Genomic DNA, 12,974 nt, shown 5'->3' with positions numbered 1-12,974 from the left:
TCTGGGTGATGGTCACCAGCGGGGTCGCCGTACTGCTGTTGCCATTGCTGACGGTGACGAGATCGCCGACGGCGACGCTGACAGCACCCAGCCTGCCGGAAATCGGCGCCGTGATCGTGGCGAAGCCAAGCTGGACATTGTCGGCGTCGATTGTCGCCTTGTCGGCATCGACAGTCGCTGCGGCAGCCTTCTGCGCGGCGACGGCCTGGTCGTAGGTCTGCTGCGTGCCGGCCTGCTTGGCGACCAGATCCTTGGCGCGCTGGAGATCGGACTGCGAGCTGGCGAGCATCGCCTGATCCTTGGCCAGCGCCGCCTGGTCCTTGGCAAGCTGCGCCTTCAGCGCCCGGTCATCGAGCGAAAACAGCAGATCGCCGGTCTTGACCATCTGCCCGTCCTTGACGTCGATGGACACGATTTGGCTGGACACCCGCGCGTTGATGTTGACGACGGCGGGAGAGGAGACGAAGCCGATCGCATAACGCCGGATCGGGAAATCGGCTGTCGAGGCGACGGCCGAGAGGATGGAGACCGAGCGCCCGGCATTGTCGGCCTTCTTGTCCGAAGCCGCAGCCTGTTTGTCCGGCGCGGCAACCTGCTTTGCGCCGATGACCTGCTGGACCCTGCCAAGCGCGTCAGGCGAAAGATAGAGCCAGCCGGCCGCACCCAGGCAGGCGACGGCCAGCAACGAAAGAACGACTTTTCCACGCATGGTCAAAGGCCCTCTCCACCCGACACGTCGTGGTCCGATGGGTTCTATTCCAACGCGGCCCGTTGCCGCGATTTCGCCGAATAGATAGGACACGCCTTTGTTGGAAAAGGGCCAAAAGGCGGCATTACGAAGATTTAATGTGCACTGCACAATGGATGTGCAACACGGGGCGGCTCCCGATCCGGACGGTCCGCCGAGAGTCCGAATCCCGTCCCCCTACGATCGGCTGGTGCGCCCCACAGCCTATTTAAGCATCGGCCAAAGCGTCGCCGCCAGCAGCACGCCCATGGCGATGTTGAACCATTTCAGCCGCACCGGGTCCGACAGGAAGCCACGCAGCGCCGTGCCGAACCCTGCCCATACCGAGACGCTCGGCAAATTGACGATAGTGAAAGCCACGGCGATCAACACCACCGACAGGAACGGGTGCTCGGCATTGGCATAGACGGCCATGGCGGTGATCGCCATCACCCACGCCTTGGGATTGACCCACTGGAATGCGGCCGCCTCGATGAAGCGCATAGGCCGCGCGTTCGTCTCGCCCTTGCCGGTCAGCGTGCGCGACATGGCGATCTTCCACGCGAGGTACAAAAGATAGGCGCCGCCGGCGATCTTGAGCGCGGTATGCAGCGCCGGAAACGCCGTCAACACAGCGCCGAGGCCAAGACCGACGGCAAGCAGCAGCACGAGGAAACCCATGCTGATGCCCAGCATGTGCGGAACGGTTCTGACGAGGCCGAAATTCACGCCCGATGCCAGCAGCATGAGATTGTTCGGCCCCGGCGTGATCGAGGTCACGAAGGCGTAGACAAGCAGGGCAAGGAATGCGTCGAGCGACATGGATATCCTCCCTGACAAGTCAGCATCGGAAGCCTCACTATGGAAGCTGGCTGACGCGTTCGGCGCCAGCCCCGCCGAAGTCCTACATCGCCTGCGGGCCGCGGTTCAACGCTGCCACGCCGGTGCGGCAGATTTCGACCAGGCCGAGCGGTTTCATGATGGCGATGAACTGGTCGATCTTGGAGCCTTTGCCGGTGATCTCGAAGATGAAATGCTCGGTGTTGGCGTCGATGACGCTGGCGCGGAACGCATCGGCCAGCCGCAACGCCTCGACCCGGGCCTCGCCGGTGCCGGCGACTTTGACCAGCGCCAGTTCGCGCTCCAGCGGCCGCTCCTGCCCGGATTCATGCGAACGCACGGTCAGGTCGACGACGCGGTGCACCGGCACGATGCGCTCGAGCTGGTGCTTGATCTGCTCCAGCACATGCGGCGTGCCGCGCGTCACGATGGTTATGCGCGACAAATGCTTTTCATGCTCGGTCTCGGAGACGGTCAGGCTCTCGATGTTGTAGCCACGCCCGGAAAACAGGCCGATGACCCTGGCAAGCACGCCCGGCTCATTGTCGACCAGCACGGAAAGCGTGTGGTTTTCCGGCTTTTCCGTCTCCTTGGCGATGAAATAGGCGGAGCCGGTCGGTTGTAGCTGTGCGTTCATGACATGAATCTCGATTTCAAGCTCTTGAGCTAATTCTTTGTTTGCGCAGGGCTTTCTGGCGACAGCTCTGCCTTGGTTCTGCCGGCTACACCAGTTCCCTGCCCTTGGCGTCGATGGCGTTGGCCACCGCCTCGTCGGTCGCCTCGTCGGGCAAGAGCATCTCATTGTGCGCCTTGCCCGATGGGATCATCGGGAAGCAGTTGGCGAGCGTCGCCACGCGGCAGTCGAACAGCACCGGCTTCCTGACCGAGATCATCTCCTTGATCGCGTCGTCCAGTTCGTCCGGCTTCTCGCAGCGAATGCCGTGTCCGCCATAGGCCTCGGCGAGCTTGACGAAGTCGGGCATCGCCTCGGTGTAGGAATGCGACAGCCGGTTGCCGTGCAGCAGCTGCTGCCACTGCCGCACCATGCCCATATACTGGTTGTTCAGGATGAAGATCTTGATCGGCGCGTCGTGCTGCACGGCAGCGCTCATCTCCTGCATCGTCATCTGCACGGAGGCGTCGCCGGCGATGTCGATGACCAGCGCGTCGGGATGCGCGATCTGCACGCCGAGCGCCGCCGGCAGGCCGTAACCCATCGTGCCCAGCCCGCCTGACGTCATCCAGCGGTTCGGCTTCTCGAAATGATAGTGCTGCGCCGCCCACATCTGGTGCTGGCCGACCTCGGTGGTGATGTAGGTGTCCATGCCCTTGGTCAGTTCGTAGAGCCGCTCGATGGCGTATTGCGGCATGATCACGTCGTTGTTCATCTTGTAGGCGAGCGAGTCGCGCGCACGCCATTTGGCGATCTGCTCCCACCACGGGTAGAGCGCCTTCTTGTCGGCCTTGGCGCTCGCGCGCCACAGCCGCACCATATCCTCCAGCACCCGGCCGACATCGCCGATGATCGGCACCTCGGTGTGAACGTTCTTGTTGATCGACGATGGATCGATGTCGATGTGGATCTTCTTCGAATTCGGCGAGAACGCGGTCAGCCGGCCGGTGATGCGGTCGTCGAAACGCGCGCCGATGCAGATCATCACGTCGCAGTCATGCATGGCCATGTTGGCTTCATAGGTGCCGTGCATGCCGAGCATGCCCATCCAGTTCTTGCCCGATGCCGGATAGGCACCGAGGCCCATCAGCGTCGAGGTAATCGGGAAACCGGTAAGATCGACCAGTTCGCGCAGCAGATGGCTCGCTTCCGGGCCGGAATTGATGACGCCGCCGCCGCTATAGATGATCGGCTTCTTGGCGCTGGCCATCAGCTCGACCGCCGCCTTGACCTTTTCCAGGTCGCCCTGGACCTTGGGCTGGTAGCTGGTGCGCGGCGCGATCTGCGGCGGGACGTAGAATCCCCTGGCGAACTGCACGTCCTTCGGAATATCGACGACGACCGGACCCGGACGGCCGGTGGTCGCGACATGGAAAGCCTCGTGGATGGTGGCGGCGAGCTCGTTGACGTCCTTCACCAGCCAGTTGTGCTTGGTGCAGGGGCGCGTGATGCCGACCGTATCGCATTCCTGAAAAGCGTCGGAGCCGATCAGCGAGGTCGGCACCTGCCCCGTCAGGCAGACCAGCGGGATCGAATCCATCAGCGCGTCCTGCAGCGGCGTCACCGCATTGGTGGCGCCGGGGCCGGAGGTCACCAGCATGACGCCGGCCTTGCCGGTCGAACGCGCATAGCCTTCGGCCGCATGGCCGGCGCCCTGCTCGTGGCGCACCAGTATGTGCTCGACATCGTCCTGCTGGAAGATCTCGTCATAGATCGGAAGGACAGCGCCGCCGGGATAGCCGAAGACATGCTTGACGCCATTGTCCTTCAGCGCCTGCACCACCATTTCGGCACCTGTCATCTCGCGCCGCTCGTTCTGTCCGTTGCTCATCGGTCTGGTCCCGTACTGTCGCCATTTGGCGTTTGCTGGTCGTTTAGTCGTGTTTAAGGCAATAAAAAAGGCCCCCGAGGGAGCCTGTGTCTTGCGCATGGGGGGTTTTCGCCCGGCGGTTACACCGCCTTGCCCACGCGCTTTCCTACGAGAATGAGTGCCGTTTTCATGGTGGCGGACACTAAGGGCGGGCAAGGCAGCCTGTCAACGGGAAAAATCGCGCCGGCGCGCACAGCGTGCCGGCGCGATCGAGCTTGTCAGCCCGGCGCCTTGCAGCGGGAAACGCGTGGATCGCATTTGAACGCCTTCCTGGCCTGCATCTTCGCTGGCGGATGGTGGGGTGCCACCCTTGCCGGGGCATGGTGCTGGGGCATGCGCATTGCCAACGCTTGCTGATGCGGCTTTTGTTGCCCAGCTCCGCGTGCAAGACGCTGCCCCGAAACCGGCTTGGGCGACCCCCGGTTGAGCGACGATTTGACAACGATGCGTCCGTCGCCCGCGGTCCTGTCGGCATGCAGCTTGAGCGCATCGGCCTTCGCGCCGTTGCCGGCGGCCATCCGCTTGCTCACCGGCTTCACGACCACCGGATTGCTGGCAGTCACCGCGCCGGGGGAAATGGCCTTGTTGCCGGTCGCAGTCTTGGGACCCGCCAGGATTTGCCCGTTCCCCTTTGTATTGCCGGCAAGCCTCTTGATCTCGGCGCCCCTGGAAACATCGAGCCGTGCACTGGCAAACACGCCTTTGCGAGGCGGAACCAGTTTTGCCGCCTTGATCGATTCGATGACGGGCTTCGGGAGTTGCTGCAGCCGGGGTCCGGCATTGATTGCAACGACCTGATTGCCAAGTCGCACGCGCGGTGCATTGTTGACCACGACCGTCTGGTTGATGATCGTCGTGTTGCGCATGATGACGACGTTCTCCTGCACCGGCCGCACCATCCTGACCAGATCGACCGCGCCGATCGCCGCCACAGGCACGAAACACCACCAGGCGTCGTCGAAGGCGACACCGACGTCGGGCGGCGCTGGAGCCCAGCCGACATCATTGCCGCCCTGACGCCACACCACCCAGGCTGGCGCCCATTGATCGCCGGCGATCCACACCCAGCCGAAATCGGGATCATACGCCCAGCGGCCATAGTGATAGACGACATCGCCGAATGGCTCGGTGGACTGCCAGTACCAGCCATCGTCGGTCCAGACCCACCTGCCTTCGGTGTACGGCCGCCATTCGGTACGGACCGAGGGAACCCAGACATCGCCGAATCGGGCCGAGGTTCGCCATCCGCCATAATTCGAAAGCCTTTCGCGGACGGTGACGGCAATTTCCGCCGCATGCGCCTGCGTTCCGGGCAGCACCAGCGGGCCGGTCAGGGTCGCGCTCAAGGCCATGACCGCGGCCATTGCTGCTGCGCGTCCACGCCGGCCAAGGGAGCGACATGAAGACGCTTGGATGAAAGGTATGATGATCATAACGGGCTCCAGAGTTCCGCATCCAGAAAATCCCGGGAACCGCCCTGTTGCCCGCCACCGCTTCCCGGCTTCTCACCGATCGGTTGTCATCGGCCCGGGTGACCGCATTGCGGCATTTGACCATCAATTTTGCGCGACCGGCGCGGCATTCACAAATGGAACGTTCGTTTCCGGCGCCCGGGCGATTCCGAAACCGCCTGGCGATCTCATTTCTAGGATAGACCATTGAAATCGCTGGAAACTATGGTGGGGCGTGACGAGGGCCACCATCTCTGACGATACTTGATCGTCCGGCGGCAAGCCCGGCGGAGCGACCACCATGACGATCTGGATTTCACGGGAGGAAACCTGATGCTCGACAAGCCCTCTAGCAAGAACACGGCCCCTAGCAAGAAACTGTCCGACCTGCTCGATCAATTCGGCGCCGCGCTTGCTGCCAATGACATCGAGAAGGCGGTCGATTGCTTTCAAGATGATTGCTACTGGCGCGACCTCGTTACCTTCACCTGGAACATCAAGACCATGGAAGGCCGCGACCAGGTCCGCGACATGCTGAAAAACCAATTGTCGAAAACCAGGCCGTCGCACTTCGCCATCGCCAAGGGCGAGGACGCGACGGAGAGCGACGGGTTGATCGAGGGCTGGATCAGCTTCGAGACGGAAGTGGCGCGCGGCTTCGGCCATATCAGGCTGAAGGACGGCAAGATCTGGACGCTGCTGACCACCATGGCCGAACTGAAAGGCCACGAGGAGCCGGCAGGCTTTGCGCGGCCGATGGGCGCCAGGCACGGCTCGGGCAAGAACCGTCCGACATGGAAAGAAGAACGCGAGAGGGAAGCCGCCGAGCTCGGCTTCAAGACGCAGCCCTATACGGTGATCATCGGTGGCGGCCAGGGCGGCATCGCGCTCGGCGCGCGGCTGCGGCAGCTTGGCGTGCCCACCATCATCATCGAGAAGAACGAGCGTGCCGGCGACAGCTGGCGCAAGCGCTACAAATCGCTCTGCCTGCATGACCCGGTCTGGTACGACCATCTGCCCTATATCGATTTCCCCAAGAACTGGCCGGTCTTCTCGCCCAAGGACAAGATCGGCGACTGGCTGGAAATGTACGCCAAGGTGATGGAGCTGAATTACTGGTCCTCGACCGAGGCCAAAAGTGCGTCCTATGACGACAAGACGAAGGAATGGACCGTCGTCGTCCACCGCGACGGCAAGGACATCACGCTGAAGCCCAAGCAGCTGGTGCTGGCAACCGGACAGTCCGGCAAGGCCAATCTGCCGAAATTCAAGGGCATGGAAACCTTCAAGGGTGACCAGCACCACTCGTCGAAGCATCCGGGTCCCGACGCCTATGCCGGCAAAAAGGCCGTTGTCATCGGATCCAACAATTCCGCCCATGACATCGCTGCCGCACTTTGGGAAGCTGGTGCCGACGTGACCATGGTGCAGCGCTCGAGTACCCATATCTCCAGGTCCGACACGTTGATGGAAATCGGACTGGGTTCGCTCTATTCGGAGCAGGCGCTGCAGAATGGCATCACCACCGCCAAGGCCGATCTCATCTTCGCTTCGCTGCCTTACAAGATCCTGCACGAGTTCCAGATCCCGGCCTATGCCGAGATGAAGAAACGCGATGCGGCGTTCTACAAGGGACTGGAAAAGGCCGGTTTCATGCTCGACTGGGGCGACGACGAGTCCGGCCTGTTCATGAAGTACCTAAGGCGCGGCTCTGGCTATTACATCGATGTTGGCGCCTCGCAGCTGGTTATCGATGGTTCGATCAAGCTGAAGAGCGGCGTCGACGTCGAAGAGATCAAGCAGCACTCGGTTCTGCTCAGCGACGGGTCGGAACTGCCTGCGGACCTCATCGTCTACGCCACCGGCTACGGCTCGATGAACGGCTGGGCCGCCGATCTGATATCGCGCGAGACCGCGGACAAGGTCGGCAAATGCTGGGGCCTCGGCTCGAACACCACCAAGGATCCCGGCCCCTGGGAAGGTGAGCTGCGCAACATGTGGAAGCCGACGCAACAGGAGGCGCTGTGGTTCCACGGCGGCAATCTGCACCAATCACGACACTATTCGCAGTTCCTGGCGCTGCAGTTGAAAGCCAGGCAGGCCGGCTTGGCGACGCCGGTCTACGGCCTGCAGCAGGTGCACCACAAGGGATAGGCGAGCGCCATTCCTGCGGAGTAAAAAAGGAAGGAGGCATGGCTTGCACCCTGCCTCCTTCCTTCGAGGGAATTACGCCGGCTTACCCGCGGCGAACTGTGTCACCACCCGCTGCAGCAGCGGCACGTAATCGCGAAACGCCCGTGTCTTCATGTTGGCGATCTTGCCGCTCTCGTCCCAGATGCGGACCCGGACCGCTTCCTCGTGGAACGGGTTCTTGCGGAACTCGGCCACTTCATCGGCGCTCATCGGCCCGCCCTGCAGCGACAGCGTGTGCACCGAGGCCTGCGACAGCCTGCCGAAATAGGTCGGGTCGGTGGCGCAGAGATAGCGCTTGGCCGCGACATGCAGCCTGACGCATTCGACGATGACCGGCGGAAAGAACGGCGCCAGCACCTCGCCACCGGCCTCGTCATGATGCTTGTCCTCGACATCCTCGGGCGAATAGGTGCCGAACTCGCTGGTGTAGTGGCCGATGTCGTGCAGCAGCGCCGCCGCCACCAGCTCGTCCGGCGCGCCGTCCTGCTCGGCGAACCAGGCGCCCTGCAGCATGTGCTCCGACATGGTGACGGGTTCGCCGAGATAGGATTCGGCACCCCGGCGCTCGAAGATGTCGGCGATGAACTCGACGATGGTGTCCGCGTTCAAATCCTGGCCGCTCATTCCGCCGCCTCCTTGAACCCATGCTCGATCGCCGCGAGCGTCGACAGCAGACCGTCCTTGTCTGCGTAACAGCCCTGCAGCCAGCGCTTACCGGTACCGGAAAACGCCTTGCGGGCATGCATGACGCGGGTGTTGTCGACGATGAACGCCTGCCCCGCTTCGAGCTTGAACGTCACCTCGAAGGATGGATCCTCGATCAGTTCCGCGAACCGGCGATAGGCGGCGTAGTACGCTTCCATATCGCTGAACGGCACGTCGACCGTCGGCGCCAGGGAGCGGTTGTTGAAGCGGATGCAAATCAGCTCGCCATCGGGCCCGAGCTCGATCATCGGCCGCTTCGCCTGCAGCCGCACGCCGGAAGAGCCGGCATATTCGAAGCGCGCCGGGCATGAGCTCAGCAGCCGGAAGCCTTCCGGGTTCTCAGCCTGCAGCGCAGCCGCGACGGCAAACCCATCGACGACACTGGACTCGCCGCCCTCAACCGTATTCTCGATGCAGGACAGGATCTGCAGCGTCGGCACAGGGTCGCGATAGGGGTTGTCGGTGTGTGCCTGGAGGCCGAGATTCGTGTAGGCGAGATTGTTCGGATTGACCTCGGCGCGCACTTCGAACCAGCGCCCGTAATTGGTCTCCCTGATGTAGCCGAACAGATCGGATACTTTGCACAGCGCCCCGGATTCGGTCGGCAGATCGTCCATCACCGCGAAGCCATAGGTTTTCACCGCCGACAGCCATTGCCCCAGCACAGCACGATCGCGGCTGGCCGCAACATAGCCGGCGCGCGGTACCGAATTCTGCATCGAGGCCTTGGTCCATCGCACGGTGGCCTCGCCTGTCCAGCCCGGCTGGCGGCCTGCGTCACGATCATAGGCATTGGCGCTCAGCCATGCCGCGGGAAAGCTGACCGTCTTCTGCTCGGGCACGAAGCTGACTTCCAGGGCGCCGCCTTTGATCGACGCGGCGCCGATCCTGGTGTTGGCGGGAATGTCGAGAATGGTGATGAGCCGTTGACCATTGCCGGCGCTGCGCGTCTTGTCGTCCAGCGCATTGTCGCGCAGCCACATGGCATGAAAACGGCTGCGCGACCCGTCCTGCCAGCCAAGGTCGATTGTTCTGCCTTCGTCGCCGATCAGCGCGTGGGTGAGCATGGAGATCCGTTCCTGTTCATTGCGTCCCCCGCAGCCTGATCCGCAGGGTTTCGATTGCATGTTGATCGCGCGACAGGCATAACTCAAATTATCATTTTTTAGCCAATGACCGCAGAATACTAATGGCTCGTACAAATACACCCGTGCCGCCTCTGGACTGGCTGCGCAGTTTCGAGGCGGCGGCGCGGCTGTCGAATTTCACCGCGGCGGCAGCCGAGCTCGGTCTCACCCAGGCAGCCGTCAGCCAGCACATCCGGTTTCTCGAGGAGCGGCTCAAGACACGTTTGTTTTCGCGGCTGGCGCGGGGCGTTGCACTGTCGCCGGAGGGTGCGGCCTACTTGCCTCACATCCAGTCGGCCTTCGCCACCATCGGCAACAGCACCGCGGAACTGTTCGAGCCGCGTGCCGTCCAGACCGTGACCATCCGGGCGCCGATCTCCTTTGCCTTGCTCATGCTGGTTCCGGCGCTGCCAGATCTCGCCAAGGCACTGCCGCGCATCCAACTCGATCTGGTGACGATCCATCGCCCTGCCGACTACGATCTGCCGGGCTCGGTGCTCGACATCCGCTTCGGCAACGGATCGTTCCCCGGACGCGAAGCCGACAGGCTGACCGCCGAGCGGCTCGTGCCGGTGGCCGCACCTGCGCTCGCCGGCGACGACGACTGGCCTTCCCTGCCGCTGCTTCTGGTCGCCGGCGCGCGCGAGATGTGGGCGGAATGGTTCGCCGCCGCTGGACTGGCTGGCCATCCCAGACGATCGCACCGCTTCGACAGTTTCGTCACCGCCATGGAGGCGGCGAGCGCCAGCGCCGGCGTGCTCTTGGGCTCGCGGCCGCTGGTCGATGCGGCGCTCGACAGCAAGACGCTGGTCAGGCTTTCCGACTATGAACTTTCCAGCACATCGGGGCATTTCCTGACCAGGGCGTCGACAGCACGCCTGACCGGAGCCGAACAGGATTTCCGCCAATGGCTGCTCCTGCGCCTCTCCGCGCCGGCATGACTGGTTATGAGATTGGCCCGATCCGCTTCCAGTAGATCAACGTGCCGGTCAGCCCGCCATGCGGCTTCAGGGCATAGTCCGGTATCTCACCGGCCAGCGTGAAGCCCAACCGCTCATAGAGGCCTGAGGCGCCCTCCTCGGTCGCCGTGTCCAGAACCAGCAGCGTGCGGCCCTTCTCCAGGGCGAGGCTCTCGGCGGCTCGCATCAGGCGCGTTCCCACACCCCTGCCCCGGTAATCGACTGATGTCATCAGCTTGGCGATCTCGGCCCGGTGCGGCTGGTTGGGCGGACAATCGAGCAGCAAGGTCACGGTGCCGACGAGGTTTTTGCCGTCCCAGGCGCCAAGCACCGATCTTTCGCCCCTTGCCGCCGCGGCCAGCGACTTCTCCCAGAACGTCCTTGCCGCCTGCGGCGCCAACGGATGCATGAAGCTGACCGAACCGCCGGCCGCCACCGTTGCGACCAGCAATTCGGCCAGCATGTCCTGCGTTTCGGCAGTCGGGTTCAGGGGTGCGATCTCGATCGAGTTCATGTGCAGGATATCCTGTGATTGCAATAGAAGCGGGCGCATTGCTGTCAGTCCAGACGGTGCGCGCGGCGTCGCTTTCGCGCCGCCTTGATGGCGCTGATGCGGTCGGCGTCTTCGTGCCCGAGATGCCGCCCGCGCTCGAGTATCTCGAGCGTGTACTCCTCATAGGTCAGGCCAAGCCGCTCGGCTCTGTCCATGCGCAGCAGCATCACCTCGTGGCTCGGCGCCTTCCACGCCTTGGCATGAGCGGCCTGCCAGGCAAGGAAGATGTAGGGATCGCCCTTGCCCCATGGCGGGCCCTTGTACTCATCGAGAGGCGGCCCCCCATTGTGGGAGCGCTTTGGTCTTCTTGCCATTGTGTCAGCCCCTGACCAGCGCGACGAGATAGTCGGCGCCGGGCTCGAGGGCGTGGAAGGTGCAGTCCGACGGCGCCCCGAGCGCCAGGCAGTCGCCTGATACAAGCTTGTGCACTGTCTCACCTTCGATGAATTCGAGCCGCCCGGAAATCAGCCATATCTGCTGCTTGATGAAGGCGTATGAAGCGGCCGGAAAACTGACCTTGGCGCCCGCCGGCAGATGCACCTTGATCAGTTCCAGCGGCATATCGCCAGCCGGCGAAAGATGCCGCCTGACATAGCCGGTGTCGGGATCGCGCCACACCGGCTGGTCGGCCTCGCGCAATATCCCGCCGCCCTGCAATTCCGCGCGCGCGATCAAGGTCGACAGCGTCATGCCGAAGGCCGACGCGATGCGCACCAGAAGCGCCGCCGTCGGGCTGGTCTTGCCCCGCTCGATCGTGCTGAGCATCGCCTTCGAGACGCCGGAATGCTCCGCGAGTTCGGCCAGGGACCAGTCGCGCACGGTCCTTTCGGCGTGTATTCTGCGGCCGATCGTCGAGGAAATGTCGTTCGCTATATCATCCATATGTCTATTATAGCGAAAAATAGACGCCGGAGAAGAGCCGGCTGGCGACAATTTTCACGAGCCCTTTAATGCTCTCTACACCATCCGACATCATCGGGCCTTAACCCCATTCGGGTAGGATCGATGCTCCAGGGAAATGGGGATTGGCCTGTCCATGTATGTCGAACGCGAAGCCTCCGTTGGAGAACCGACATCGCAGGAGCGCCGCGACGCAGAGCAGAACGACAAGCGCATCCTCGGCAATGTCGTGCAATGCGATGGCGCGCGCGCCACCATCAGCGCCTATGCGAATGACGCCGACGGCGCGGTGACCGGCCTGTGGACGGTCGGCAAGATGATTTCCATCAATCTCGGATCGACGCGAACCGTCGGCCTGGTCTACGCAATCGGCAAGTCGGACCGCGCCTGGAGCAATGAGGGCCAGAACGCCATCGAGGTCAGCATCGAGCTGATCGGCGAAGTCCGTGACGGAGCAGAGCCCGGCGGCAAACCGGTCTTCGATCGCGGCATCACCACCTATCCGCATATCGGCGCCGTTGCGCATCGGATCCGCACCCGCGACCTGCAGGCGGTCTATGACCTCGCCGGGCGTCATTCGATCACGATCGGCACGCTAGCGCAGGACGAGACGATCGCCGCCAACATCGCCATCGACGATACGCTGGCGCGTCACTTCGCCATTGTCGGCACGACCGGCGTCGGCAAATCCACCGCCGTCTCGCTGCTGCTGCGCAAGTCGATCGCCGCACGGCCCGACCTGCGCATCCTGATCCTCGACCCGCACAACGAGTTCGCTGCATCGCTGCCCGAATACTGCGTCAGGGTCGATTCCAAAACCTTGGATCTGCCGTTCTGGATGTTCAAGCTCGAGGAATTCGCCGAGGTGCTGTTCCGGGGCCGCGAGACCGAGCCGGAAGAAATCGACGCCTTGCGCGACCTTATCCCGGCCGCCAAGAATCTCTACCGCAACCCGAATTCGGGCTCATATATCAGG

General features: G+C 63.1%; 13 protein-coding genes. 3 read left to right on the top strand and 10 right to left on the bottom strand.

Going from position 1 to position 12,974, the window contains the following annotated elements:
- From EN964_RS09690 to EN964_RS09670, 5 genes are all read right to left on the bottom strand, one after another.
- Positions 1 to 709: efflux RND transporter periplasmic adaptor subunit (locus EN964_RS09690; protein WP_127276321.1), on the bottom strand; the 709-nt coding region annotated here is incomplete at its 3' end.
- Positions 710 to 952: 243 nt separating this feature from the next.
- Entirely contained in the window at positions 953 to 1,549 is a 597-nt protein-coding gene (locus EN964_RS09685) for a LysE family translocator (RefSeq protein WP_127271476.1), read from the bottom strand.
- Between the two features lie 82 nt (positions 1,550 to 1,631).
- Positions 1,632 to 2,204, bottom strand: a complete 573-nt coding sequence (ilvN, locus tag EN964_RS09680) for an acetolactate synthase small subunit (protein WP_023757090.1) — start codon at positions 2,202 to 2,204, stop codon at positions 1,632 to 1,634.
- 85 nt (positions 2,205 to 2,289) lie between these two features.
- On the bottom strand, positions 2,290 to 4,071 hold the full coding sequence (locus tag EN964_RS09675; RefSeq protein WP_127272402.1) for an acetolactate synthase 3 large subunit: 1,782 nt from the start codon (positions 4,069 to 4,071) through the stop codon (positions 2,290 to 2,292).
- Between the two features lie 257 nt (positions 4,072 to 4,328).
- Positions 4,329 to 5,474 (bottom strand): DUF6600 domain-containing protein, encoded by a 1,146-nt coding sequence (locus EN964_RS09670; RefSeq protein ID WP_127272401.1) that lies wholly within the window; start codon positions 5,472 to 5,474, stop codon positions 4,329 to 4,331.
- A gap of 420 nt (positions 5,475 to 5,894) precedes the next feature.
- Here EN964_RS09670 and EN964_RS09665 point away from each other — a divergent pair, with 420 nt between their 5' ends.
- Positions 5,895 to 7,715 carry an NAD(P)/FAD-dependent oxidoreductase gene (locus EN964_RS09665; RefSeq protein ID WP_127268623.1) on the top strand — a complete coding sequence of 607 codons (1,821 nt, stop codon included), beginning with the start codon at positions 5,895 to 5,897 and terminating at the stop codon, positions 7,713 to 7,715.
- A gap of 72 nt (positions 7,716 to 7,787) precedes the next feature.
- Here the strand turns inward: EN964_RS09665 and EN964_RS09660 are convergent, their stop codons facing one another.
- Together EN964_RS09660 and EN964_RS09655 are read right to left on the bottom strand one after the other, a co-directional pair.
- Positions 7,788 to 8,378, bottom strand: coding sequence for an HD domain-containing protein (locus EN964_RS09660; RefSeq protein ID WP_127268622.1), 591 nt, complete (start codon positions 8,376 to 8,378; stop codon positions 7,788 to 7,790).
- A complete protein-coding gene (locus tag EN964_RS09655) occupies positions 8,375 to 9,526 on the bottom strand; it encodes a gamma-butyrobetaine dioxygenase (RefSeq protein ID WP_127268621.1) in 1,152 nt (383 codons plus the stop codon). Before EN964_RS09655 ends, EN964_RS09660 begins: the two co-directional genes overlap by 4 nt.
- 122 nt (positions 9,527 to 9,648) lie before the next feature.
- Here EN964_RS09655 and EN964_RS09650 point away from each other — a divergent pair, with 122 nt between their 5' ends.
- Positions 9,649 to 10,527 carry a LysR family transcriptional regulator gene (locus tag EN964_RS09650; protein ID WP_127268620.1) on the top strand — a complete coding sequence of 293 codons (879 nt, stop codon included), beginning with the start codon at positions 9,649 to 9,651 and terminating at the stop codon, positions 10,525 to 10,527.
- 4 nt (positions 10,528 to 10,531) lie between these two features.
- Here the strand turns inward: EN964_RS09650 and EN964_RS09645 are convergent, their stop codons facing one another.
- Genes EN964_RS09645 through EN964_RS09635 form a run of 3 tightly spaced genes read right to left on the bottom strand, consistent with a single transcriptional unit; the run spans position 10,532 to position 11,980 of the window.
- Positions 10,532 to 11,059, bottom strand: a complete 528-nt coding sequence (locus tag EN964_RS09645; protein WP_127268619.1) for a GNAT family N-acetyltransferase — start codon at positions 11,057 to 11,059, stop codon at positions 10,532 to 10,534.
- A 44-nt stretch (positions 11,060 to 11,103) separates the two neighbouring features.
- Entirely contained in the window at positions 11,104 to 11,412 is a 309-nt protein-coding gene (locus EN964_RS09640) for a hypothetical protein (protein WP_127268618.1), read from the bottom strand.
- A gap of 4 nt (positions 11,413 to 11,416) precedes the next feature.
- Positions 11,417 to 11,980 carry a helix-turn-helix domain-containing protein gene (locus EN964_RS09635; protein WP_127272678.1) on the bottom strand — a complete coding sequence of 188 codons (564 nt, stop codon included), beginning with the start codon at positions 11,978 to 11,980 and terminating at the stop codon, positions 11,417 to 11,419.
- A gap of 154 nt (positions 11,981 to 12,134) precedes the next feature.
- On the opposite strand from EN964_RS09635, the gene EN964_RS09630 reads away from it, so the two are divergent.
- A partial coding sequence (locus EN964_RS09630) for an ATP-binding protein (RefSeq protein ID WP_127276320.1) occupies positions 12,135 to 12,974 on the top strand: 840 nt, incomplete at its 3' end.

The sequence above is a fragment of the Mesorhizobium sp. M7A.F.Ca.CA.001.10.2.1 genome (assembly GCF_003998575.1).
In the GTDB taxonomy this organism is placed as follows: domain Bacteria; phylum Pseudomonadota; class Alphaproteobacteria; order Rhizobiales; family Rhizobiaceae; genus Mesorhizobium.
The sequence above is the reverse complement of the archived record's forward strand: the minus strand, read 5'-3'. Positions and strand labels throughout refer to the sequence as shown.